Below are 23027 nucleotides of genomic sequence, written 5' to 3'. Positions count from 1 at the left end.
CAGAGGCAAAAGCCCGGAGCGTCGGCAGATGAAGCGCTACCGGTTGGCCACCGCCTGCTTCATCAGCGTCTTGCCGAAGTCCCACATCAGGGTGCCGCCGCTGTGGGCGTCGTCCATGACCGCCGTGAAGGCGTCGACGAAGCGGTCCACCTCGGCCTCTCCGACGACCAGCGGCGGGATCAGCTTGATCACCTCCAGGTGGTCGCCGGAGACCTGGGTGAGGATGCGGTGGCGCTGGAGCAGCGGCACCACGACCATCTGCGCGAACAGGCCCTTGCGCGCGGCCTGCAGCATGGTCCAGCGGCTGCGCAGTGCCAGCGACCTGGGCCGGCCGAACTCGATGCCGATCATCAGGCCCCGGCCGCGGACGTCGGCCAGCAGCTCGTACTTGTCGATCAGCGCCGACAGACGGGACTTCAGCTGCTCGCCCCTCGCCCGCGCGTTGGCGACGATCTGCTCGTCCTCCATCACCGACAGCACGGCGAGCCCGGCCGCCATGGCCTGGGCATTGGCCCCGAAGCTCGCCGAGTGGACGAGGACCCGGTCCATCGACGAGTAGACCTTCTTGAAGATCCAGTCCTTGCCGAGCGTGGCCGAGACCGGGATGTAGCCGCCGGACAGCGCCTTGGCGACGCACACCAGGTCCGGCTCGACACCCTCCTCGTGCTGGTAGGCGTAGAAGTCGCCGGTACGGCCGAGGCCCGTCTGCACCTCGTCGGCGATGAGCAGCGCCTTGTGCTTGTGCAGGAGTTCCTGCGCGGCGCGCAGATAGCCGGGCGGGGCCGCATGCACGCCCTTGCCCTGGATGGGCTCGACGATCAGTGCCGCGACGTCGCCCCGCTTCAACTCCCGCGCCAGAACGTCGAGATCACCGAGGGGTACGGCGGTGTCGGGCAGCAGCGGGGCGAAGCCGTCTCGGAAGCCGTCCTCGCCGTTGACCGACAGGGAGCCGGTGGTCAGGCCGTGGAAGGCGTGGTCGCAGTACAGGATCCGGGGCCTGCCGGTGGCGTAGCGGGCGAACTTCAGCGCCGTCTCCACCGCCTCGGTGCCGCTGTTGCCGAAGAACACGCGGTCCAGGTGCGGGCTGTGGGTGAGCAGCTTCTCGGCCAGCAGCCCGGGCAGCGGCTGGCAGTCGAAGCGGGTCAGGTCGGCGAGCTGGGCGTCGAGGACGTCGTGCAGCGCCTTGCGGACGACGGGGTGGTGGCGGCCCAGGCCCATCACCCCGAACCCGGCGAGCATGTCCAGGTAGTCGTTGCCGTCCGCGTCCCAGAAGTGGGCCCCCTCGGCGCGCTCGTAGACCTTGTCGAAGCCGATGGTGTGCAGCATGCGCGGGAGCTGCGGGTTGAGGTACCTGCCGTGCAGCTCGTAGCGCTCGGCTCCGCGCTCGGCCAGGAGAGCGCCGAGGTCGAACTCCTTGCTCATTCAGCCTTCTCCTTGAGGGTTCCGTCCGGCCGCTGCCCGGCGGCCAGGGTGTTCTCCGCCTCCTTGACGGCGAGGCTCGCGCTGATCCGGCCTGCCACCTCGACGGGGGTGAGGCCGATGTCGGCGAGGAGCTCGCCGCGTTTGGCGTGGGCGAGGAACTGCTCGGGGATGCCGAAGCGGCGTACGGGGACGTCGACCTCGGCGTCGCCGAGCGCGAGGGCGACCGCGGCGCCGACTCCGGAGGCGCGGCTGTTGTCCTCGACGACGGCGACCAGGCGGTGTTCGGCGGCGAGGCCGGGCAGCGCGGGGTCGACGGGTTTGACCCAGCGGGGGTCGACGACGGTGCAGGAGATACCGCGGGCCTCGAGCAGGTCGGCGGCCTGCAGGCAGACCGGCGCCATCACGCCGACGGCGACGAGCAGCACGTCGGGTGTGCCCGCGCCGCGGTGCAGGACGTCCAGACCGCTCACCCGGTCGATCGCCGGGATCTGCGGGCCGACGTTCTCCTTCGGGAAGCGGACCAGGGTGGGTGCGTCGTCGACGGCGACGGCTTCGCGGAGCTGGGCGCGCAGTTGGTCGGCGTCGCGCGGGGCGGCGATTCTCAGGCCGGGGACGACCTGGAGGATGGACATGTCCCACATGCCGTTGTGGGAGGGTCCGTCGGCGCCGGTGACGCCGGCCCGGTCCAGGACGAAGGTGACGCCGCAGCGGTGCAGGGCGACGTCCATCAGAAGCTGGTCGAAGGCGCGGTTGAGGAAGGTGGCGTAGACGGCGACGACGGGGTGCAGGCCGCCGGTGGCGAGGCCGGCCGCGGAGACGGCGGCGTGCTGTTCGGCGATGCCGACGTCCCAGACACGGTCGGGGAAGCGTTCGGCGAACTTGCCGAGTCCGACCGGGTGCAGCATGGCCGCCGTGATGGCGACGACGTCCTCGCGCTCCGCTCCGATCGCGGCGATCTCGTCGCGGAACACCGAGGTCCAGGACGGGCCGGCCGGGGCGAGCGGCTCGCAGGTGAGCGGGTCCATGACGCCGACGGTGTGGAAGTGGTCCTCCTCGTGGGCGAGGGCGGGTTCGTAGCCGCGGCCCTTCTCGGTGAGGCAGTGGACGAGGACCGGCCCGTGGAAGCGTTTCGCGCGCCGCAGCGCGGATTCGACGGCCCCTATGTCGTGGCCGTCGATCGGGCCGACGTACTTCAGGCCCAGGTCCTCGAACATGCCCTGCGGGGCGAAGGCGTCCTTGAAGCCCTTCTTCGCGCCGTGCAGGGATTCGTAGATGGTGCCGCCGACGACCGGTGTGTGCAGCAGGACCTCCTTGCCCCAGGCGAGAACCTTCTCGTAGCCGTCGGTGGTGCGCAGGGTGGCCAGGTGGTTGGCGAGGCCGCCGATGGTGGGCGAGTAGGAGCGCTCGTTGTCGTTGACGACGATGATCAGTGGCCGGTCCTTGGCGGCCGCGATGTTGTTCAGTGCCTCCCAGGCCATGCCGCCGGTCAGGGCGCCGTCGCCGATGACGGCGACCACGTGCCCCTTCTCCCCCTGCACCTGGCGGGCCTTGGCCAGGCCGTCGGCCCAGCCGAGCGCCGTGGAGGCGTGGCTGTTCTCGACGATGTCGTGCTCGGACTCCTCACGCGAGGGGTAGCCGGACAGGCCCCCCTTGCCGCGCAGCTTGGAGAAGTCCTGACGACCCGTCAGGATCTTGTGTACGTAGCTCTGGTGGCCGGTGTCCCAGACGATGCGGTCGACGGGCGACTCGAAGACCCGGTGGAGTGCGATGGAGAGTTCCACCACCCCCAGATTGGGCCCGAGGTGTCCGCCGGTCCTGGCGACCGCGTGCACCAGGAACTCCCTGATCTCCTCGGACAGTTGGCCGAGTTCCGCCTCGGACAGCGCCTTCAGGTCACGTGGTCCCCGGATGTTCTCCAGAATCGTCACGCTCGGGCCCCCTCTCGGTCCGTGCCTTGCTTCAACTCACAGTCACTGCCGGTTTCCCCGTGACGGTGGGGGCGCCCGATGCGGCCCCGTCGTGCTCCATCTGCTCGGCGATCTTCATCGCCTCCTCGATCAGGGTCTCCACGATCTTCGACTCGGGTACGGTCTTGATGACCTCGCCCTTCACGAAGATCTGACCCTTGCCGTTGCCGGAGGCGACCCCCAGATCCGCCTCCCGTGCCTCGCCCGGGCCGTTGACCACACAGCCCATGACGGCCACCCGCAACGGCACCTCCATGCCGTCCAGTCCCGCCGTGACCTCGTCGGCGAGCTTGTAGACGTCCACCTGTGCGCGTCCGCAGGACGGGCAGGAGACGATCTCCAGGCGGCGCTGCCTGAGGCCCAGCGACTCCAGGATCTGGATGCCGACCTTGACCTCCTCGACCGGCGGGGCCGACAGGGAGACGCGGATGGTGTCGCCGATGCCCTGGGAGAGCAGCGCCCCGAAGGCGACGGCCGACTTGATCGTGCCCTGGAAGGCGGGCCCGGCCTCCGTCACGCCGAGGTGCAGCGGGTAGTCGCACTGGGCGGCGAGCTGCCGGTACGCCTCGATCATGACGACCGGGTCGTTGTGCTTGACCGAGATCTTGATGTCGCGGAAGTCGTGCTCCTCGAACAACGACGCCTCCCACAGCGCCGATTCGACGAGTGCCTCCGGGGTCGCGCGGCCGTACTTCTCCAGCAGCCGCTTGTCGAGGGAGCCCGCGTTGACGCCGATGCGGATCGGGGTGCCGTGGTCCTTGGCCGCCCGCGCGATCTCCTTGATCTGGTCGTCGAACTTCTTGATGTTGCCGGGGTTCACCCGCACCGCCGCGCACCCGGCCTCGATGGCCGCGAACACGTACTTCGGCTGGAAGTGGATGTCGGCGATGACCGGGATCTGCGACTTCCTGGCGATGGTGGCCAACGCGTCCGCGTCGTCCTGCGTGGGGCAGGCGACGCGGACGATCTGGCAGCCGGAGGCGGTGAGTTCCGCGATCTGCTGCAGGGTGGCGCCGATGTCGGAGGTGCGGGTCGTCGTCATCGACTGCACCGAGACCGGGGCACCGCCCCCGACCGGGACCGGTCCGACGTGGATCTGCCGCGACGCGCGCCGCTCGGCGATCGGCCGGGCCGGCATGTCGGGGACACCCAGGGCGATGGCGGTCACGGCGTCACTCCCGGTTCCCGGAGACGGTCTCGCGCATGGCGCGCAGGGACTCCTTCAGCGAGCCCATGGTGGCCAGGACGGCGGTGGGCTCGTAGCCGCAGTGCGCCATGCAGTTGGCGCAGCGCGGGTCCTTGCCGCGGCCGTACTTGTCCCAGTCGGTGTCCTCGATCAGCTCGCGGTAGGTGGGCACGTACCCGTCGCTCATCAGGTAGCAGGGGCGCTGCCAGCCGAAGAGGGAGTAGTTCGGGATCGCCCACGCGGTGCAGGGGAAGTCGACCTTGCCCTCGAGGAAGTCCAGGAACAGCGGCGAGTGGTTGAGGCGCCACTTCTTGCGGTTGCCGCCCGCGAAGGCCTTCTTGAACAGCTCGCGGGTCTGCTCCACGCCCAGGAAGTGCTCCTGGTCGGGCGCCTTCTCGTAGGCGTAGGCGGGCGAGATCATCATCTCGTCGACCTTGAGGTCGTCGTTGAGGAAGTTGAGCACCTCGATGATGGTCTGCGGGGTGTCGGTGTTGAAGAAGGTCGAGTTGGTGGTGACTCGGAAGCCGCGCCGCTTGGCCTCCTTGATCGCCTCCACGGCCTCGTCGAACACGCCCTCCTTGGCCACGGACTCGTCGTGCCGCTCGCGCAGTCCGTCGATGTGCACGGCGAAGGCGAAGTAGGGGGAGGGCTTGAACTTGTCCATCTTCTTGCGCAGCAGCATGGCGTTGGTGCACAGGAAGACGTACTTCTTCTTCGCCACCAACTGCCGCACGATCTCGTCGATCTGAGGGTGCATCAGGGGCTCGCCGCCCGCGATGGACACCATCGGCGCACCGGACTCCAGCACCGCTCCGACCGCCTGGGCGACCGGCATGCGCTGCTTGAGGACGCCCGCCGGGTGCTGGATCTTGCCGCAGCCCTCGCACTTCAGGTTGCACGCGAAGAGAGGTTCCAGCTCCACGATCAGGGGGAACTTGTCCCGCTTGCGAAGCTTCTGTTCAGCCAAATACGTAGCGACCTTGATGGACTGGCGCAGCGGCATGGCCATCTGGCTCACCTCCTGGGGAGCAGCAAAGAACGGTGCCATTCGAAAAAAGCCGGAAGAACGGCACGAAGGACGCGGAAAGCCGATATTCCACCGCGCACCGTGCCGATCCGGACGAGTTCATGTTCTGGAGCGTCCACGACCACCCGTACGGCCGCAACCGGGCGCTCACCGGTGCGGACGGCGCTCAGAAGCGTCGCCGCGGATTCCATGTCGACCGCGATTGCACCGGTCGTGAGCAGATCGGATCGTTCGTGACCGCGAACGACGTGGTCGGAGCCGGCGAGGGGGCCGGTGTGGACGGTCCGTCCGGGCACCGCCCGCGCGAGCTCCTTGACGAGTAGGTCGGTCCCCACACACCGAACGGTTCCGTCCGGATCGCGGGTCTCCTCGGCGACCACCAGATCACCCGGGTGCATCCCGGGTGCGAGCCCGGCGCAGAAGCCCGTGGCCAGCACGGCCGCCTCGCGCAGGGCCGGGTCGGCCAGCCGCCGGGTGACCGCCTGCTCGGCCGCCCTGGGGCCCATGCCGGTCCTCAGAACCGTGACCGGCCCGCCGGACCCGCTGCGGTCGCTCGTGCGCAGGGCGAGGTGCTCGATGCCGAGCGCGCAGGCGATCAGCAGCGGGGCCGGGGCGGGCTGTGTGCTCATCGACCCCCCTTGCCGGCGTTGGCCACGACGCGCGGCTCGCCGTGCACGTACCGGCCGAGCGCGGTCAGCGGGAAGACCTGCCGGTACAGGTGGTAGTTGATCGAGAAGTCCCAGGGGAAGCCGGTCCCGGTGAAGTACGGCTCGTCCCAGGAGCCGTCCTCTCGCTGGGTGGCCGCCAGCCATTCGACGCCCCGCTCGACGGCCTTGGAGTCCTTCTCGCCGGCCGCCAGCAGCGCCATCAGCGCCCACGCGGTCTGCGAGGCGGTCGAGGCCCCCCTGCCGCTCCACTCCTTGACGTACTTGTAGGAGCGCAGGTCCTCGCCCCAGCCGCCGTCGTCGTTCTGCACCTTCTCCAGCCAGGCCACGGCCCGCCGGATCGCCGGGTGCGAGCCGGGCAGTCCGGCCGCGGTCAGCGCGGGTACGACGGAGCCGGTGCCGTAGACGTAGTTGACGCCCCAGCGCCCGAACCACGAGCCGTCCGGCTCCTGTTCGGCCAGCAGCCACTCGATGCCGCGCCGGGTGCGCGGGTCGTGCGAGAGGCCCTCGACGGCCAGCATCTCCACCACGTGCGCAGTGACGTCCGCCGACGGCGGGTCGATGACCTCGCCGAAGTCGCAGAACGGCAGCCGGTTGGGGAAGGGGCTGGTGTTGTCGACGTCGAAGGCGCCCCAGGCGCCGTTCTTCGACTGCATGCCGAGGTTCCAGCGCACCGCGCGCCCGATCGCCTTGTCCACCCGCTCCGGGTCGTGGTGCCTGACCCGGCGCAGCGCGAGGGCCACTTCCGCGGTGTCGTCGATGTCGGGGTAGTTGTCGTTGTGGAACTCGAACGCCCAGCCGCCGGGCGGCAGTTGGGGCCGCTTGACGGCCCAGTCACCGGGCCGCACGATCTCCTCGCCGAGCATCCAGTCCGCCGCCCTGACGAGCTGCGGATGCTCGGCGGGCACGCCGGCGTCGGCGAGCGCGATGGTGGCGAGGCAGGTGTCCCACACCGGCGACTGGCAGGCCTCGATCATCCGGGCCCCGTCCTCGCGCCATACGGCGAACCGGTCCAGGGAGGCCAACCCCTCGCGCATCACGGGGTGTTCGAGGTCGTAGCCCAGCAGGTACAGGGCGATGACGGAGTACACGGCCGGCGGCTGGATGCCGCCCCAGCAGCCGTCGTTCTCCTGCCGCTCGATGATCCAGCGGGCGGCGGAGTTCATGGCGGCCTTGCGCAGCCGGCGCGGCACGACCTTGCGCGCCTGGTGCAGCATCTTGTCCAGGCGCTGGAAGGCGCCGTCCCAACTCGCGACCGGGGCAAGGGGTTTGGCGGGGTTGGGGTCGCTCGCGTCGGTGTGCAGCTCGTCCAGCGGGAAGGGCGCGGGCCGCACCGGCCGCTTGGCGGAGACGATCGTGAGCGGCACGATTGTCTGCCGGGCCCAGCAGCCGAAGTCGTAGATGTTCAGCGGCATCCACGTGGGGAAGTAGATGAGTTCCGGCGGGAGTTCGGGCAGGTCGTCCCACTTCCACCAGCCGAACAGGGCGAGCCAGATGCGGGTGAAGACGCGGGAGCGTGCGATGCCGCCCTGCTCGCGGATCCACGCCGAGGCCCTGGCCATGTGCGGGGCGTCCGGTGTGTCGCCGGCCAGGCGCAGGGCGACGTAGGCCTCGATGGTGGTGGAGAGTTCGCCCGGCCCGCCGTAGAAGCTGGCCCAGGTGCCGTCCTCGCGCTGCTCGCCGCGGACGAAGAGGGCGGCGGCATGCGCGGTGGCCTCGTCCAGGATGCCCAGGAACTGGCGCAGGAGCAGGTCCTCGGCGTCCATGGTCACGTTGGTCTCGAGGTCGCCCTTCCACCAGCCCTCCGCGTCCTGCAGGGAGAGCAGGAAGTCGGTGGCGCGCTGTGTGGCGTGTACGGCGATGTCGTGTACCCCGGCCGCGACGGGGCTCGTGCTGTCGGTGTCGCTGGCCGAGGCAGGCCGGGGCGGGAGGGCCCCGGCGCTTCCGTCGGTCGTCGCTGTCATGGCTTCCCCTTCGTGCAGTCGTGCAAGTCGTGCTGCTGTGGGTCCGCCGTCGGCCGGTGACTGAAACCTTTTCGCAGGCACCGGCCGGCGACTACGCGAGGACTGTTCGACCGATAGTGATCATCTCTTTCGTACGACGACGAAGTCGGCGAGCGCCGCGAACTGGGCCCGCACCCGGTCGGGCATGTCGATGGCGTCGAGGGCTTCGATGGCGATGGTGTGCTGGCGGCGTGCTTCCTCGGCCGTCCACCGGCGGCCGCCCGCCTCCTCGATCAGGGCGGCGCGGGCCGCGAACTCCTCCTCCGAGAAGTTCTCGAAGTCGCTGCTCTTGGCATCGGCGGCGAGGATCTCGCCGAGCCGCTCGGAGGCGGGACCGCCCGCGGCGAGCGCGGCCACCACCGGCAGGGACTTCTTGCGCTGGCGCAGGTCGCTCCAGGTCTGCTTGCCGGTGGAGACCGGGTCGCCCCAGATGCCGAGGAGGTCGTCGACGGCCTGGAAGGCGAGGCCCAGGTGGTAGCCGTACTTCTCCAGCGTGTCCGCGGTGCGGTCGTCCGCGCCGCCGAGGACCGCACCGATGGAGGAGGCGCAGGCCAGCAGCGCGCCGGTCTTGTTGCCCTCCATCTCCAGGCACTCCTCGACGCTGACGCGGTCGCGGTGCTCGTAGGAGATGTCCTGGGCCTGGCCGTCGATCAGGGCGCGGGTGGCGGTGGTCAGACGGCGGGTGGCGCGGCCGGCCTCGACCGTGCCGAGCTCCAGCAGCACCTCGTTGGCCAGGGCGAACAGGGCGTCGCCGACGAGGATCGCCTGCGCGGGGCCGTGCACCTTCCACACGGTGTCGCGGTGGCGGCGCTGCTCGTCGCCGTCCATCAGGTCGTCGTGCAGCAGCGAGAAGTTGTGGACGAGTTCGACGGCGACGGCACCGGGGATGCCGGCCTCGGGCGCGGCCCCCGTGACCTCGGCGGACAGCACCGCAAGGGCGGGGCGCACGGCCTTGCCGCCGTCGCCGTCGGCGGGGTTGCCCTCGGCGTCGATCCAGCCGAAGTGATAGGCGGAAACGGTGTCCATGGGAGGGGCCAGGCGGTCCACGGCCGCCCGCAGTACCGGTGTGGCAAGGGTCCGGCCGCGCTCAAGGAGCGCGGTCACGTCCACCGCGTCGGCAGCCGTCTCGGCCGGGGGCACAGTGGGCACAGTTTCTCCTTCTTGTGCGGTACCGGGGGTGCGGGGGCCTGCCGCCTGCTGCTCGAGCATCAGGCCGCCTCCTCGATGTCGAAGAGGTCGCTCGGGCGTGGCCGGCCCAGGGCGCCGAGGGCGGCGTCGGCCGCACTGACGCCACTGCGGACCGCACTCTCCATGGTCGCGGGCCACCCTGTGGCGGTCCACGCTCCGGCCAGACTGAGGCCGGGGGCCTTGGTGCGGGCGCCGGGCCGCAGCCGCCCGACGCCAGGGGTGGGGGCGAACGTGGCCGTGCGCTCCCTGGTCACGAAGAAGTCCTTCACTTCGGCACCGCGGGTACCCGGAAGCAGGCGTTCCAGCTCGGGAACGTAGCGCTCGCGCAGCACGGCGACGGGAGCGTCGATCTCGTCCTGCGCGGCCGACTGCGACAGCGCGAGGTACTGGCCCTCGCGCAGTCCGGACGCCTCGGTGCGGTCGAAGACCCACTGGATCGGGGTGCCGAGGGCCGCGAAGAACGGCCGGCCGAGCACCTTGCGGTCGTAGACGACGTGGATGTTCAGGATCGGCGCGGTGGCGATGTCCAGCAGCCTTTCCGGGGCGTCGAGCGCACCGGCGGGCAGCAGGTCATGGGCCTCGCGCTGGGGTACGGCGAGCACGACGGCGTCCGCCTGCAGCGTCTCGCCGGGAACCTGAACGCTCCAACGCCCGTTTTCGTCAGTAGAGATGGAGGTGACGCGTGTACGGACCTCGGTACGCACGCCCGCGGAGTCGAGCGCCTTGCGGGCCAGCCGGTCATGCAGTTCACCCAGCGGGACGCGCGCCCAGCCGATGTCGGCCGCGCCCGGTTCGGACAGCAGACCGGTCTTGAACACCATCGCGGCGAGCGACAGTGAGGCGTCGCCCGCGACCGCGTTGAGGGTGGCGACCCCGACCAGGTCCCACAGGGCCTCGACGGCACGCGCCGACTGACCGTGCGCGGTCAGCCAGCTGCCGAAGTCCTGGGTGTCCAGGCTCGGATCGGCGAGGTCGAGCCCCTTCAGCGCCAGTGCGGCACGCCCCACCCTGGCCCGCTCGGCGAGGGAGAGATGCGGATACGTCGCGAGGCTGCGCCCCAGATGCAGGGGCACCGGCAGCGCGTCGCGCCGCAGTCTGCCCAGGCGCCGGCCCGCGGGCTTGTCGACGTCGAGAACGGGCACGTCGAGACGATCCTGCAGTGGCGCCAGCGCCGCGCCCTCGATGCGGTCGAGGAACCAGCGATAGGCGGTGCAGCAGCGCAGATAGACGTGCTGACCGTTGTCGACGGTCAGGTCGCCGCGCTGGAAGGAGAAGGCCAGGCCGCCCAGGCGTGGCCTGCCCTCGATCAGGGTGACGCGGACACCCGCGTCGGCGAGCGCGAGCGCGGCGGTGATGCCGGCGAGGCCGCCGCCGATCACGACGGCGTCCCGTCCGGGACGCCCCGGCACAGCCGAGAGCGGCTCGTCGGAGCGCGTGTCGTCGGTCATCGTGCACCCTCCCCTGCGCGGCCGCCGAGATGATTGAACGGTGCACGGCAGGCCGTCGCAGTCAGGGACGCCGTCCCCGCCCGGAGGGTTGCGTGCCGCATTTCACCGATGGAATCACCTTGGCCCCTTTTGTCCATCAGGCGCGCCTCCTGACGGTCCTCCGGGTCACATGGCGGGCGTCCAGGCCGGACAGGCCGCGCACGGCGACGTAGGCCTTCTCCCGGCCGGGCAGCGAGACCCGGCCGCGCAGCACGGCCTCCGGATCGCGCTCGATACGGTCCAGCAGGCGGCGGTAGATGCCGGCCATGGCGGCGACGCAGGCCCCGCTGCGCCGGTCGAGCATGGGGAGCAGCCGGTAGCCCTCGGCGAAAAGGGCACGGGCCCGCCGCACCTCGAAGTGCACCAGGCCCGTGAAGTCGGAGCCTTCCGGCGGGGTCGGGCCGCTGAAGCCGGCCGAGCAGCCGAACTTCGCGAGGTCGTCGGAGGGCAGATAGGTGCGGCCGCCCTCGGCGTCCTCCCGGACGTCTCTGAGGATGTTGGTCAGCTGCAGCGCGAGGCCCAGGGTGTCGGCGTACTCCGGGGCCCGGTCGGCGCCGCGCGCCCCCGGTTCGGTGCCGAACACGCCGAGCGAGAGCCGGCCGATGGCGCCGGCCACGCAGCGGCAGTAGACCTTCAGGTCGTCCCAGGTCTCGTAGGTCTCGCCGCGGACGTCCATCAGCACGCCGTCGATCAGCTCGTCCAGGCCGCCGAGCGGGATCGGGAAGACGTCGGCGGCATGGGCGAGGGCGACCGCGACGGGGTCGGTGTCGTCCTCGGCGACCGCGCCCTCGCGCACCCGCACCAGCACCTCGCGGGTGTCCTCGAGCCTGGCCGCCTTGACGTCGTCCGCCAGCACGCCGTCGCCGATGTCGTCGACGCGCCGGGAGAACGCGTACAGCGCCGACATCGCGCGCCGCTTGGGCGTCGGCAGCAGCCGGATGCCGTAGGCGAAGTTGCGGGCCTGCTGCCCGGTGACGGCCTCGCAGTAGCTGTAGGCGGCGAGTACCGGCGCGGACACGTGTTGTTCCGACTCCACGGTCCGGATCACCCCTCTCCTCGCAGGGTCACGCCCACTTCACGCAGCAGCCGGCCCTTGCCGGGCCTCGGCGGGCCGGGAAGTACGTCGTATTCGGCGGCCGCGATCGCGTGGATCGCCGCCCTTCCCCCCGCCACGAACCCCGCGAGCAGCAACTTCAACCTGCCGTGGACGCTACCCACGAGAGGGGCTCCTTCATTCAGGAGATCCCGGGCGCGTTGTGCTTCGAATGCGACCAGTGCGCGCACCGATGCGCCCGCGGTGGGTGTGGCGAGATCCGCCTCTTGCACATGAAAGTGTTTCATGTCCGCGGCGGGCAGATAGATGCGGTCCCGGCCGAAATCCTCGGCGACGTCCTGAAGGTGCTCGACGATCTGCAGAGCCGTGCAGATCGCGTCCGAGAGACGGATGCGCTCGGGGCTCGAGGTGCCCGTGACCGACAGCACCAGACGTCCGACGGGGTTGGCCGACAGTTCGCAGTAGGCGAGCAGGTCGTCGTAGGTCTCGTAGCGGCTGACGAGCTGGTCCTGGCGGTTGGCGGCGATCAGGCCGAGGAAGGGCTCCGGGGTCAGCGCGTGGCGCCGGACGGTCGGCTGCAGGCGGCGCAGCAGGGGGTGGCGCGGGGTGGAGTCGAAGACCCGGTTCAGGTCCTCCTCGAAGGCGTCCAGAAGCAGCAGCCGATCCTCGGCCTGCGAGGGCGACACGCCGAGCAGAGCTGCGTCGGCGCCGCCGGGCGCCAGGTCGCCGTCGCCGATGTCGTCGACGAGGCGGGCGAATCCGTACACCGCCATGAGGTCGGCGCGCCAGGCCCTGGGCAGGAAGAAAGGCGCCACGGGGAAGTTCTCGCCCGCGGCCTTGTCGAGGGTGCCGCGCTCCGGATCAGCGGTGTGCGAGGCGCCGGTTCCCGTCACCGGGGACTGCCCGTGGCGGGGACGGCACATGCTGGGCTGAGCTGGGGAGTTTCCGTAGCCATTGCCGTCACATCTCCCGTTCTACACTGCCGACCCAATGCATACTATTTCGGACACGCCAACCGGCCGTCCGCGCGGCGGTCCCCCTTGAGGGTGTCGTGCATTATCGCCCCACTTGCCGCCTTTCGGGACCGCTACAGCTTACGTTGTACAACGCAGCGCGCTTCCCTGGGGTGTCCTGCACATCACAACAACACACCGATTGGCGTCAAGATTCCTTGGGCGAGACCGAGTTGACGTTTCCTTTGCAGACGCGGGGCCCCGCCGGAACAGTTCCGGCGGGGCCCCGCGAAGCGTGCTGGGCCGGTCGGCCCATGGGTGGGTGGACTACTTGCCCGTGAACTTCTCGTACTCCTTGAGGACCTCGTCGGTAGGCCCGTCCATGCGGAGCTCGCCGCGTTCCAGCCACAGGACGCGGTCGCAGGTGTCGCGGATCGACTTGTTGTTGTGGCTGACCAGGAACACCGTGCCGGCCTCCTTGCGCAGCTCACGGATGCGCTCCTCGGAGCGCTTCTGGAACTTGCGGTCGCCGGTGGCCAGCGCCTCGTCGATCATCAGGACGTCGTGGTCCTTGGCCGCGGCGATGGAGAAACGCAGACGGGCCGCCATGCCGGAGGAGTAGGTGCGCATCGGCAGGGTGATGAAGTCGCCCTTCTCGTTGATGCCCGAGAAGTCGACGATCCCCTGGTAGCGCTCCCTGATCTGCTCGCGGGTCATACCCATGGCGAGCCCGCCCAATATGACGTTGCGCTCGCCGGTCAGGTCGTTCATCAGCGCCGCGTTCACGCCCAGCAGCGACGGCTGGCCGTTGGTGTAGACGCGGCCCTTCTCCGCCGGGAGCAGGCCGGCGATGGCGCGCAGCAGCGTCGACTTGCCGGAGCCGTTGGAGCCGATGAGGCCGATGGCCTCGCCGCGGTAGGAGACGAAGGAGACGCCCTTGACGGCGTGCACCTTGCGCACCCCGCGCTCCTCGCCGCGCTTGAGGATGCGGCTGAGGGCGGCGGTGGCGCTGCCCTTGCCGCTCTTCGCCCCGTGCACGCGGTAGACGATGTGCAGTTCGTCGGCGATGACGGTGGGGATCCGCTCGCCGGTCTGGTGGTCTCGCTCGTCAGCCACGGCCGTACCTCTCCTCCGCCTTCCAGAAGTACAGGAACCCGCCCAGGGCCGCCAGGACGGCCCAGCCGACCGCGGCCGCCCAGACGTGGTCGGGGAGGTTCTCGGCGCCGTAGCCGTCGATGAGCGAGAAGCGCATCAGGTCCATGTAGATGGAGGCCGGGTTCCACTGCAGGACGGTCGCCGCCCACTGCGGCTTGTCGGCCAGCATGACCGGGATGGAGAACATCACGCCCGACGCGTACATCCACGTACGCATGACGAACGGCATCAGCTGCGCCAGGTCCGGGGTCTTGGCGCCCGCCCGGGCCATGATCAGCGCCAGGCCGCCGTTGAAGAGGAACTGCAGCGCGAGCACCGGGACGATCAGCAGCCAGGACAGGTCCGGCATGCTGCCGAAGCCGACCGCCACCGCGAACAGCACGACCATCGAGAACAGCAGCTGCTGGAGCTGCTGGAGCGCGAAGGAGATCGGCAGGGAGGCGCGCGGGAAGTGCAGCGCGCGGACCAGGCCGAGGTTGCCGGAGATCGCGCGCACGCCCGCCATCACCGAGCTCTGCGTGAAGGTGAACACGAAGACGCCCGTGACCAGGAACGGGATGTACACGTCCTTCGACATGCCCCGGCTGGCGTTCAGGATGACGCCGAAGATGAAGAAGTACACGGCCGCGTTCAGCAGCGGTGTCGCCACCTGCCAGACCTGGCCGAGCTTCGCCTGGCTGTACTGGGCGGTCAGCTTCGCCCGCGAGAAGGCGAGGATGAAGTGACGCCGGTCCCAGAGCTGGCGTACGTACTCGACGAGGGAGGGCCGGGCGCCGCTCACGGTCAGGCCGTACTTGGCGGCGAGCTGCCCCGCCACGAGGCCCTCGTCGGTCGGTACGGCCGCGCTCAGGGCGACCGTGCCTTCGTGCGTTGACTCACTCACTGGTGGAAACTTTCGTCTTCGGGATGCGCCGGTGCGGGCACGGGCAGAGCTCGGGACCCGGGCCGGGCCCGCGTCGCTCTCAGGAAAGAGCTTGTCAGATCACAGGAGGCCGGCCCAGTCGGGTCAGCCGCCACACCGTACGCCATTTCATGGGCCTGCGCGGCCCGCACGGGGTGGTCCAGCCTTCCCGGAACCCGCCGAACCAGGCCCTCAGGGCGGACCGTGAGGGGCGGCGGACGAGGGTGAGCAGCAGCCACACGCCGAGGTAGACCGGGACCAGGGGCGCCGGGAGGTTGCGGCGGGCCAGCCAGACCCGGTTGCGGGCGACCATGCGGTGGTAGACCGCGTGCCGCGAGGGCGCGGTCGTGGGGTGGTACAGCACCATGTCGGACCGGTAGTCGATCATCCAGCCCGCGTCGAGGGCCCGCCATGCCAGGTCGGTTTCCTCGTGCGCGTAGAAGAATTCGTCCGGCAGGCCGCCGACTTCGGCGAAGACCTGGGTGCGGACGGCGTTGGCGCCGCCGAGGAAGGTGGTGACCCGGGAGGAGCGCATCGGGTCGGCGGCGCGCAGCCGCGGCACGTGCCGGCGCTGGGTGACGCCGGTGTCGGGGTCGGCGATGCGGAAGCTGACGATGCCGAGCTTCGGGTCCGTGGTGAAGGCCTGCCGGCACAGCTCGGCGGTGTCGTGGCCGGCGAGCAGGCCGTCGTCGTCGAGGAACAGCAGGATGTCGACGTCGCGGCCGCTGGGCCCGAAGGCCTCGATGCCGACGTTGCGGCCGCCGGGGATGCCGAGGTTCTCGGGCAGTTCGATGGTGCGCACACCGCCGGGGACGTCCGGCACGGGCGAGCCGTTGCCGACCACGACGACCTCGACGGCCTCGCCGTCCTGCTTGGCGACCGACTCCAGCAGGGCGCGCAGCTCCTCGGGCCGGTTGCCCATCGTGATGATGACCGCGCCGACCTTCATGGCGCTCACTTCAGCCTGCTGGAGGCCAGGATGGACACGAGGTGCAGCAGGGTCTGCAGCAGTGCGATGCCGGCCATCACCGCGACACCGAGCCGGGAGAAGAACAGGTCCCCGCGCGCCTGGTCGGCGAACGCCAGGACCAGGATCACCAGGGACGCCTCTATGCCGAGGATCAGCCGGTGGAACTTGAACGCGGCGGCGGCCCGGCGGGCCAGCGCCATGCCGGAGGAGCGCATCTCGGCGGCCGCCTCCTTGACCGGGGGCATCCCGGCCTGGTGGCGGGCGACGCCGACCAGGTCGGTCTCGGCCTTGATCAGGATCGCGCCGAGCGCGGCCAGCGTGCCGAGGAACGCCCACAGCCAGTCGATACGGCCGCTGCCGAACAGGTCGGCGGCGCGCAGCCCGAAGCCGACCAGCACGGCGGCGTCGGTGAGGTAGGCGCCGACCCGGTCCAGGTAGACGCCGTTCATGGAGTACTGCTTCTTCCAGCGCGCGATCTCGCCGTCGACGCAGTCCAGCAGCAGATACATCTGGACGCACACCACGCCGAGCACCGCGCCCCAGATCCCCGGCACCAGCAGTGCCGGGGCGGCGAGCACGCCGAAGACGGTCATCAGGTACGTGAGCTGGTTGGGCGTGACCCTGGTGTTCACCAGGTAGCGGTCGACCCGCAGGGACACCTCTCGCATGTAGAGGCGCCCCATCCAGTGCTCACCGCTGCGCCGGTCCTTGACCCCTGCGGGGTGGACGACCGGACGGAGTTCAGCTACCGATGGCCTTGACATAGTCGGCGTATGCGTCCTTGATCTGGTCGGTTGTCAGGTCGAGATGTTCGAGGATGGTGTAGCGGCCGGGCCTGGTCTCCGGGGCGAACTCCACCGCGCGGACGAACTCGTCCACCGTGAAGCCGATCTCCTCCGGCAGCACCGGAAGCCCGTGCCGGCGCAGCACCTCGGCCATGTACGCCGACTCCTCGTGCGCACCGCGCAGGTGCATGGCGAAGGCGGCACCGAGGCCGCACTGCTCGCCGTGGCTGGCGGCACGCTTGGGGTAGAGCAGGTCGAAGGCGTGGTTGATCTCGTGGCAGGAGCCCGAGGCCGGCCGCGAGTCGCCGGAGATCGACATGGCGATTCCGGTGAGGACCAGCGCCTCGGCGAGGACCTGGAGGAAGTTGTTGTCCCCGATGCCGCCGGGGTGACGCAGGACCGCCTCGCCCGCCTGGCGGGCCATGGCGGCGGCGAGACCGTCGATCTTCTCGCCGTTGACGCGGTTGGACAGCTCCCAGTCGGCGATCGCGTTGATGTTGGAGATCGCGTCGCCGATGCCCGCGCGCACGAAGCGCACCGGGGCCTCGCGGATGACGTCGAGGTCGATGACGGCCGCTATCGGGTTGGGCACGCCGTACGAGCCGCGGCCGGCGTCGTTGTCGAGCGTCGCGACCGGCGAACACAGGCCGTCGTGCGCGAGGTTGGTCGGTACGGCGACCAGGGGTAGGCCGACGCGTGCCGCGGCGAATTTGGCGCAGTCGATGATCTTGCCGCCGCCGAGGCCCACGACCGCGTCGTAGTGGCCGGCCTTTATGTCGCCGGCCAGCCGGACCGCGTCGTCGAGGGTGCCGCCGTCGACCTCGTACCAGGTGGCGCCGGGCAGGGTGGGCTCGAGCCGCTGCCGCAGCCGGGCACCGGAGCCGCCGCTGACGGCGACGGCGAGCCTGCCCGAGGTGGAGATGCGTTCGTCGGCGAGCACACAGGCCAGGTCGTCGAGGGCACCCGGGCGGATGTCCACGACGAGCGGCGAGGGAATGAGCCGGGTCAGTACTGGCATGCGATCTCCCGTCCCCGGGCGAGATCGTCGTGGTTGTCGATCTCGACCCACTTGACGTCGCCGATCGGCGCCACGTCGATGCGGAAGCCGCGGTTCACCAGCTCCTGGTACCCGTGCTCGTAGAACTGCTGCGGGTCGGTCTCCCAGACCGCCTTCAGGGCGTCGGCCAGCTCCGGGGCGGCGTCGCCCTCGATGAGGGTGACGCCGATGTACTCACCGGTGGCCTCGGCGGGGTCCATCAGCTTGGTGATCTTCGTCATGCCCTTGCCGGGGTCGACGACGACCTTCATCTCCTCGTCCGCGAGGTTCTTCACCGTGTCCAGCGCGAGGATGATCTTCTTGCCCTCGCCGCGTGCGGCGAGCAGCGTCTTCTCGACGGAGACCGGGTGGACGGTGTCGCCGTTGGCGAGGATCACACCGTCCTTGAGGGCGTCACGGCCGCACCACAGGGAGTAGGCGTTGTTCCACTCCTCGGCCTTGTCGTTGTCGATGAGGGTGAGCTTGAGGCCGTACTTCTGCTCCAGGGCGGCCTTGCGCTCGTACACGGCTTCCTTGCGGTAGCCGACGATGATCGCCACCTCGGTCAGGCCGATCTCGGCGAAGTTGCCGAGCGTCAGGTCCAGGACCGTCGGTTCGCCCTCTATGCCCGCGGGCCCCACCGGCACCAGAGCCTTGGGAAGGCTGTCGGTGTAGGGGCGCAGACGCCGTCCGGCGCCGGCCGCCAGCACGAGGCCGATCATGCGGGTTCTCCTTCGTCGTGTACTGCGGGCGCCCCAGCGGACACCCAGAAGCGGATGCTCTCGACGAGCACCACCAGGGCAACGGCCACGGCGAGGACCGTGAGCGCGACCTTGAACTGCGATGCGGTGACCAGCGCGGCGAGGACGGTGACGAGCAGCGTCCGGCCCTCTTGCCCCCCGATGGCGCGCACCAGCCAGGCCGGCGGCGCTCCGGCGTTGCCGCGGATGCGGTAGACCGTGTCGTAGTGATGGTAGGCGACGGCCGCCACCAGGCCGAAAGCCGCGGGCAGCACTCCGTTCACCCCGGATTTGGCCGCGAGCACCAGGACGGTGCCGTACTCGGCCGCCCGGAAGAAGGGCGGAACGAGCCAGTCCAGGGCGCCCTTGAGGGGCCGGGAGACGGCGACGCCGGAGAGCAGGACGTAGGCCACGGCACCCAGCACGGTCGGCCATCCTGCGCCCCAGACTGCGGCAGAGATCACCACGAGGAGCCCGCCGGCCGCGGCGCTCACCGGCGCCGGGATACGTGGGGCGACACGCGCCACCGCCTCCGCGAGCGGTCCGTTGTCCGCGAGGTGCGCCAGCGCCTGCGCCGCCCGGTCCGTGCGCTGCGCCCTGCGGGTCAGCGAACGCAGCACCCGGCCCGCCGTGGTGTACGTCGCCGCGAAGGCGCAGCCGATCAGCAGGACGTAGAAGGTGATGCGCGGGGTGGTGACCGCGGTGAGGACGGCGATCATCGCCCAGCGCTCGCCGATCGGCAGCACGATCATGCGCCGCAGCCACACCGTCCAGCCGACGCTGTCCAGCCGGCCCGAAAGGGCCGCCGTGGGGCTGGTGTTGGCGGTGGCGTCGTGGTTGGCCTCGTTGAAGGAGAAGTCGACGACGTGCCGGCAGGTCTGCAGGACCATCGCGCCCAGTGCCAGGGCCCATACGTCGTCGCCGCCGCGGGCCGCGCCCAGGGCGAGGCCGGCGTAGTAGGCGTACTCCTTGGCGCGGTCGAAGGTGGCGTCCAGCCAGGCGCCGAGCGTGGAGTACTGCAGGGAGTAGCGGGCGAGCTGGCCGTCGGTGCAGTCCAGCACGAAGGAGCAGATCAGCAGGATGCCCGCGGCGACGTAGCCGGCACGGGTGCCGGTGGCCGCGCAGCCCGCCGCGATCAGCGCGGTGAGCAGCGAGGCGGTGGTGACCTGGTTCGGGGTCAGTCCGCGGCGGGCGCACCAGCGGGCGATGTAGCGCGAGTACGGGCTGATGAAGAACGTGGTGAAGAAGCCGTCGCGGGACTTCACGGCCGACTTCAGGCGTACGGCCTCGTCGTCGACGGCGGTGACGGCCTGCCGCGCCTCGTTGCGGGCCTGCGGGTCGGCCGGTACCTCGGCGACCAGGCTGCCCAGCTCGGGGCGGTGGACGTCGGCGCCGTCGGCGTCGAGGGCGGTGACTATGCGGTCGGCGAGGTTGTCCACCGCGACGGCCGCGCCGCCCCCCGCGGAGTTCTCACGGGCCATGGCCCGGGTCAGCGCCTGGCGGCCGGCCGCCTGCGCGGTGACGGCGCCCGAGATCGCGGCGAGCGGGAAGCGGGGGTCGGTCAGGCCGAGGCGCAGGGCGTGCAGGTGGCCCACGAAGCGGGCGTCCACCACGGCGACCCGCTCGTCACCGGGAACCCGCGCCAGGAGCGTCTCGGCGTCGGCGACGTCGCCGGCGACCCGGACGTCGAAGCCGAGGGACCGCAGGTCGTCCTCGATCGACGATCCGGGGACCGGCTGACCGGTGAGGATGGCGGTCGACAACCGAACTCACTCCCTGTGCCGACGCGTGGGCGCCGGTCATGTGCGCGGTGGGGACGCCCCTTGGCTGCACCAGGCGGGCGGCATGTCGGCAGAGGCTATCGGATGCTCGAAGAACACCGTTCACCGCCCGTTAACGGGCCGATCAACGCCGTCTCCACTGGCCTTTGCCGCGATCATCATCGGGGATTCGGGGTCCCGCCGACAAACCGTGCCGGCCGGAACAGGGGCATCCGGGACATTGGGGATCGCCGTGGGGCGTCGGCATAGGGTGGACGACCATGACATGGCTGATCACAGGCGGAGCGGGATACATAGGGGCCCATGTGGCGCGGGCCATGAGCGGCGCCGGGGAGCGCGTCGTCGCGCTCGACGACCTCTCGGCCGGACACCCCGCGCGGCTGCCTGCCGACGTGCCGCTCGTCGAGGGCTCCTCGCTCGACGGCGCCCTGCTGAAGCAGGTCCTCGCCCGGCACGAGGTGACCGGCGTCGTCCACCTCGCGGCGCGCAAGCAGGTCGCCGAGTCCGTGGCGCAGCCCACGCGCTACTACCGGGAGAACGTCGGCGGTCTCGCGACGCTGCTGGAGGCGGTCGCCGAGGCGGGCGTCGAGCGGTTCGTGTTCTCCTCCTCGGCGGCCGTCTACGGCAACCCGGACGTGGACCTGATCACCGAGGACACCCCGTGCGCGCCGGTGAACCCGTACGGCGAGACCAAGCTCACCGGCGAGTGGCTGGTCCGGGCGGCGGGACAGGCGCACGGCATCGCGACGGTGTGCCTGCGCTACTTCAACGTGGCGGGCGCGGCCGCACCCGGGCTGGCGGACACCGGCGTCTTCAACATCGTGCCGATGGTCTTCGACCGGCTCACCCGCGACGAGGCCCCGCGGATCTTCGGTGACGACTACCCGACGCCGGACGGCACCTGCATCCGCGACTACATCCACGTCGCCGACCTGGCCGAGGCCCATCTGGCTGCGGCGCGCAGGCTGGACGGCGGCGCGAGCGGCGATCTGACGGTCAACATCGGCCGCGGCGAGGGCGTCTCCGTCCGCGAGATGGTCACCGTCATCGGCGAGGTCACCGGCGATCGCCGCGCCCCCCTCGTCGAGGCCCGCCGCCCCGGGGACGCGCCCCGCGCGGTCGCCTCGGCCGCCCGGGCCGCCGAGGAGCTCGGCTGGAGTGCCCGGCGCGGGGTGCGCGAGATGATCGAGTCGGCGTGGCAGGGCTGGCGGCTGCACCACGGCATGTGAGGCATCCCGCCTGCGGGAGCCGGACGGAGGCGCGGCGCACGGGGCGAGAGCCCGCCGGTGAGCCGGGTGGTGCGCCCTCGGAGCGGAATGCAGCCGTCCGGCGCGGGGGCGCGTCCTGAGCCTCACAGCCCCGCCCGGACGGTTCCCCGCCGATCGCGCCGGGCACGATCAACTACCGGGCCCCTCTTCCGGTCTCCTACCGGTGACGGCCGTCGCCCGCGCCGTGCGCGGGACATGCGGGCGCACCGTGAAGTGCCGGGAGTGCCGGATTCGTGCGGCACACTTGGGGCGCGAAGACCGATGTGAAGGATGGGTATGCCGATCACACCTGCCACCGCGACGCACAGTCCGTCGAACGGCACCGCTGACGCGATTCTGCTGGAACTGGTCGACGAGAACGGCGTGACGATCGGCACCGCGGAGAAGCTCGCCGCCCACCAGCCACCGGGCCGGCTGCACCGCGCCTTCTCCGTCTTCCTCTTCGACGAGCACGGCCGGCTGCTGCTGCAGCAGCGGGCGCTGGGCAAGTACCACTCCCCCGGTGTGTGGTCCAACACCTGCTGCGGCCACCCCTACCCCGGTGAGGCACCCTTCGCGGCCGCGGCCCGGCGCACGTACGAGGAGCTGGGCGTCTCCCCCTCACTGCTCGCCGAGGCGGGCACGGTGCGCTACAACCATCCGGACCCGGCCTCGGGCCTGGTCGAGCAGGAGTACAACCACCTGTTCGTCGGGATGGTGCAGGCCGCGCTGCGGCCGGACCCGGAGGAGGTCGGCGAGACCGCGTTCGTGAGTCCCGCGGAGCTGGCGGAGCGGCACGCCAAGGACACCTTCTCGGCCTGGTTCATGACGGTGCTGGACGCTGCGCGTCCGGCGGTCAGGGAGCTGACCGGCCCGTCGGCCGGCTGGTGACGCTCAGAGCACGCGGACGGGTTTGAGCGGCAGGGCGGCCCAGATCACCTTGCCGCCGCTCGCGGTGTGCTCGACGTCGCAGACGCCGCCCGCCTCCCGCGCGACCTCGCTCACCAGCAGCAGCCCGCGGCCGCCGGTGCGGGCGTGGTCGGCCTCCAGGGCGGTCGGGCGGTAGGGGTGGTTGTCCTCCACGGACACCCGCACCCACTCGGCGCCGACGGCGACCTCCACGGCGAGCATCGGCGACAGCAGCGCCGCGTGCTTGACGGCGTTCGTGGCAAGCTCGGAGACGATCAGCAGCAGGCCGTGGACGAGGTCGTCGGAGATGGGCACTCCTTGGCGGTACAGCAGGTCACGTACGGCGTGTCGTGCCTGCGGGACCGAGGCGTCGACGGCGGGTGCGGTGAACCGCCAGACGCCTTCGTAGGGCAACGGGCCCGTCGGCTCCGTATCACCGGGCCCCTCGGCCCCGCCTTCTGGGCGTGGGCCGGTCCCGCGCCCGTGGTTGTCCATCGTCAGGTCGCCACCCTTGCGCTCGATTGTCACCACACGTCGAGTGTTGGTAACGA

At 70.8% G+C, this 23027-nt stretch carries 21 protein-coding genes; 2 read left to right on the top strand and 19 right to left on the bottom strand.

The window, feature by feature from the left end; all coding sequences use genetic code 11:
• Positions 1-36: 36 nt before the first annotated feature.
• The 18 genes from ACIBN2_RS10515 to ACIBN2_RS10430 form a co-directional block, all read right to left on the bottom strand.
• A complete protein-coding gene (locus tag ACIBN2_RS10515) occupies positions 37-1422 on the bottom strand; it encodes an aspartate aminotransferase family protein (protein WP_399133844.1) in 1386 nt (461 codons plus the stop codon).
• The gene (gene dxs, locus ACIBN2_RS10510) at positions 1419-3350 is read right to left on the bottom strand and encodes a 1-deoxy-D-xylulose-5-phosphate synthase (RefSeq protein ID WP_399133843.1); all 1932 of its coding nucleotides are present in this window, start codon (positions 3348-3350) and stop codon (positions 1419-1421) included. The genes ACIBN2_RS10515 and dxs overlap by 4 nt, the downstream gene beginning before the upstream one ends.
• Positions 3351-3381: 31 nt before the next feature.
• Positions 3382-4557 (bottom strand): flavodoxin-dependent (E)-4-hydroxy-3-methylbut-2-enyl-diphosphate synthase, encoded by a 1176-nt coding sequence (ispG, locus tag ACIBN2_RS10505; protein WP_399133841.1) that lies wholly within the window; start codon positions 4555-4557, stop codon positions 3382-3384.
• Positions 4558-4561: 4 nt separating this feature from the next.
• Complete coding sequence (gene hpnH / locus ACIBN2_RS10500) at positions 4562-5584, bottom strand: adenosyl-hopene transferase HpnH (protein WP_399133840.1); 1023 nt, start codon at positions 5582-5584, stop codon at positions 4562-4564.
• Positions 5585-5589: 5 nt separating this feature from the next.
• Positions 5590-6231: a 1-hydroxy-2-methyl-2-butenyl 4-diphosphate reductase gene (locus tag ACIBN2_RS10495; RefSeq protein WP_399133839.1), complete on the bottom strand. Its 642-nt coding sequence runs from the start codon at positions 6229-6231 to the stop codon at positions 5590-5592.
• Positions 6228-8231: a squalene--hopene cyclase gene (shc, locus tag ACIBN2_RS10490; RefSeq protein WP_399133837.1), complete on the bottom strand. Its 2004-nt coding sequence runs from the start codon at positions 8229-8231 to the stop codon at positions 6228-6230. Before shc ends, ACIBN2_RS10495 begins: the two co-directional genes overlap by 4 nt.
• A 120-nt stretch (positions 8232-8351) precedes the next feature.
• Positions 8352-9479, bottom strand: coding sequence for a polyprenyl synthetase family protein (locus ACIBN2_RS10485; protein WP_399133836.1), 1128 nt, complete (start codon positions 9477-9479; stop codon positions 8352-8354).
• Positions 9479-10906, bottom strand: a complete 1428-nt coding sequence (hpnE, locus tag ACIBN2_RS10480; protein WP_399133835.1) for a hydroxysqualene dehydroxylase HpnE — start codon at positions 10904-10906, stop codon at positions 9479-9481. The genes ACIBN2_RS10485 and hpnE overlap by 1 nt, the downstream gene beginning before the upstream one ends.
• A complete protein-coding gene (locus tag ACIBN2_RS10475) occupies positions 10903-11007 on the bottom strand; it encodes a DUF6380 family protein (protein ID WP_399133834.1) in 105 nt (34 codons plus the stop codon). Before ACIBN2_RS10475 ends, hpnE begins: the two co-directional genes overlap by 4 nt.
• 35 nt (positions 11008-11042) lie before the next feature.
• The gene (hpnD, locus tag ACIBN2_RS10470) at positions 11043-11993 is read right to left on the bottom strand and encodes a presqualene diphosphate synthase HpnD (protein ID WP_399133833.1); all 951 of its coding nucleotides are present in this window, start codon (positions 11991-11993) and stop codon (positions 11043-11045) included.
• Positions 11990-12922, bottom strand: coding sequence for a squalene synthase HpnC (gene hpnC, locus ACIBN2_RS10465; protein WP_399133832.1), 933 nt, complete (start codon positions 12920-12922; stop codon positions 11990-11992). Before hpnC ends, hpnD begins: the two co-directional genes overlap by 4 nt.
• Before the next feature lie 357 nt (positions 12923-13279).
• Positions 13280-14068: an ABC transporter ATP-binding protein gene (locus ACIBN2_RS10460; protein ID WP_399133830.1), complete on the bottom strand. Its 789-nt coding sequence runs from the start codon at positions 14066-14068 to the stop codon at positions 13280-13282.
• Complete coding sequence (locus ACIBN2_RS10455; RefSeq protein WP_399133829.1) at positions 14061-14990, bottom strand: ABC transporter permease; 930 nt, start codon at positions 14988-14990, stop codon at positions 14061-14063. The genes ACIBN2_RS10460 and ACIBN2_RS10455 overlap by 8 nt, the downstream gene beginning before the upstream one ends.
• Positions 14991-15084: 94 nt before the next feature.
• Positions 15085-15957: a glycosyltransferase family 2 protein gene (locus ACIBN2_RS10450; protein WP_399133980.1), complete on the bottom strand. Its 873-nt coding sequence runs from the start codon at positions 15955-15957 to the stop codon at positions 15085-15087.
• Between the two features lie 5 nt (positions 15958-15962).
• The gene (locus tag ACIBN2_RS10445) at positions 15963-16742 is read right to left on the bottom strand and encodes a CDP-alcohol phosphatidyltransferase family protein (protein WP_384255203.1); all 780 of its coding nucleotides are present in this window, start codon (positions 16740-16742) and stop codon (positions 15963-15965) included.
• The gene (locus tag ACIBN2_RS10440; protein WP_399133828.1) at positions 16720-17781 is read right to left on the bottom strand and encodes an iron-containing alcohol dehydrogenase family protein; all 1062 of its coding nucleotides are present in this window, start codon (positions 17779-17781) and stop codon (positions 16720-16722) included. The genes ACIBN2_RS10445 and ACIBN2_RS10440 overlap by 23 nt, the downstream gene beginning before the upstream one ends.
• Positions 17769-18521 carry a sugar phosphate nucleotidyltransferase gene (locus ACIBN2_RS10435; protein ID WP_399133827.1) on the bottom strand — a complete coding sequence of 251 codons (753 nt, stop codon included), beginning with the start codon at positions 18519-18521 and terminating at the stop codon, positions 17769-17771. Before ACIBN2_RS10435 ends, ACIBN2_RS10440 begins: the two co-directional genes overlap by 13 nt.
• Positions 18518-20302 carry a DUF5941 domain-containing protein gene (locus tag ACIBN2_RS10430; RefSeq protein ID WP_399133826.1) on the bottom strand — a complete coding sequence of 595 codons (1785 nt, stop codon included), beginning with the start codon at positions 20300-20302 and terminating at the stop codon, positions 18518-18520. Before ACIBN2_RS10430 ends, ACIBN2_RS10435 begins: the two co-directional genes overlap by 4 nt.
• A gap of 278 nt (positions 20303-20580) precedes the next feature.
• Here ACIBN2_RS10430 and galE point away from each other — a divergent pair, with 278 nt between their 5' ends.
• Both galE and idi read left to right on the top strand, forming a co-directional pair.
• Entirely contained in the window at positions 20581-21549 is a 969-nt protein-coding gene (gene galE, locus ACIBN2_RS10425) for a UDP-glucose 4-epimerase GalE (protein ID WP_399133825.1), read from the top strand.
• A 315-nt stretch (positions 21550-21864) separates the two neighbouring features.
• The gene (gene idi / locus ACIBN2_RS10420; protein WP_399133824.1) at positions 21865-22458 is read left to right on the top strand and encodes an isopentenyl-diphosphate Delta-isomerase; all 594 of its coding nucleotides are present in this window, start codon (positions 21865-21867) and stop codon (positions 22456-22458) included.
• A 3-nt stretch (positions 22459-22461) separates the two neighbouring features.
• Here the strand turns inward: idi and ACIBN2_RS10415 are convergent, their stop codons facing one another.
• On the bottom strand, positions 22462-22971 hold the full coding sequence (locus ACIBN2_RS10415; RefSeq protein ID WP_399133979.1) for an ATP-binding protein: 510 nt from the start codon (positions 22969-22971) through the stop codon (positions 22462-22464).
• Positions 22972-23027 lie beyond the last annotated feature (56 nt).

It is taken from the genome of Streptomyces sp. NPDC050534 (genome assembly GCF_044457745.1).
In the GTDB taxonomy this organism is placed as follows: Bacteria; Actinomycetota; Actinomycetes; order Streptomycetales; family Streptomycetaceae; genus Streptomyces.
Note: the sequence above shows the minus strand (reverse complement) of the source record. Positions and strands in the feature narration are given on the sequence as shown.

Bases quoted from the DNA above. Each gene is read 5' to 3' on its own strand.
- ACIBN2_RS10445 (WP_384255203.1), bottom strand. From the start codon at position 16,742: ATGTCAAGGCCATCGGTAGCTGAACTCCGTCCGGTCGTCCACCCCGCA.
- ACIBN2_RS10485 (WP_399133836.1), bottom strand. From the start codon at position 9,479: ATGCTCGAGCAGCAGGCGGCAGGCCCCCGCACCCCCGGTACCGCACAA.
- galE (WP_399133825.1), top strand. From the start codon at position 20,581: ATGACATGGCTGATCACAGGCGGAGCGGGATACATAGGGGCCCATGTG.
- ACIBN2_RS10495 (WP_399133839.1), bottom strand. From the start codon at position 6,231: ATGAGCACACAGCCCGCCCCGGCCCCGCTGCTGATCGCCTGCGCGCTC.
- shc (WP_399133837.1), bottom strand. From the start codon at position 8,231: ATGACAGCGACGACCGACGGAAGCGCCGGGGCCCTCCCGCCCCGGCCT.
- ACIBN2_RS10450 (WP_399133980.1), bottom strand. From the start codon at position 15,957: ATGAAGGTCGGCGCGGTCATCATCACGATGGGCAACCGGCCCGAGGAG.
- hpnE (WP_399133835.1), bottom strand. From the start codon at position 10,906: ATGACCGACGACACGCGCTCCGACGAGCCGCTCTCGGCTGTGCCGGGG.
- hpnC (WP_399133832.1), bottom strand. From the start codon at position 12,922: ATGTGCCGTCCCCGCCACGGGCAGTCCCCGGTGACGGGAACCGGCGCC.
- ACIBN2_RS10475 (WP_399133834.1), bottom strand. From the start codon at position 11,007: ATGCGGCACGCAACCCTCCGGGCGGGGACGGCGTCCCTGACTGCGACG.
- hpnH (WP_399133840.1), bottom strand. From the start codon at position 5,584: ATGGCCATGCCGCTGCGCCAGTCCATCAAGGTCGCTACGTATTTGGCT.
- ACIBN2_RS10415 (WP_399133979.1), bottom strand. From the start codon at position 22,971: ATGGACAACCACGGGCGCGGGACCGGCCCACGCCCAGAAGGCGGGGCC.
- ACIBN2_RS10440 (WP_399133828.1), bottom strand. From the start codon at position 17,781: ATGCCAGTACTGACCCGGCTCATTCCCTCGCCGCTCGTCGTGGACATC.
- ACIBN2_RS10515 (WP_399133844.1), bottom strand. From the start codon at position 1,422: ATGAGCAAGGAGTTCGACCTCGGCGCTCTCCTGGCCGAGCGCGGAGCC.
- idi (WP_399133824.1), top strand. From the start codon at position 21,865: ATGCCGATCACACCTGCCACCGCGACGCACAGTCCGTCGAACGGCACC.
- ACIBN2_RS10435 (WP_399133827.1), bottom strand. From the start codon at position 18,521: ATGATCGGCCTCGTGCTGGCGGCCGGCGCCGGACGGCGTCTGCGCCCC.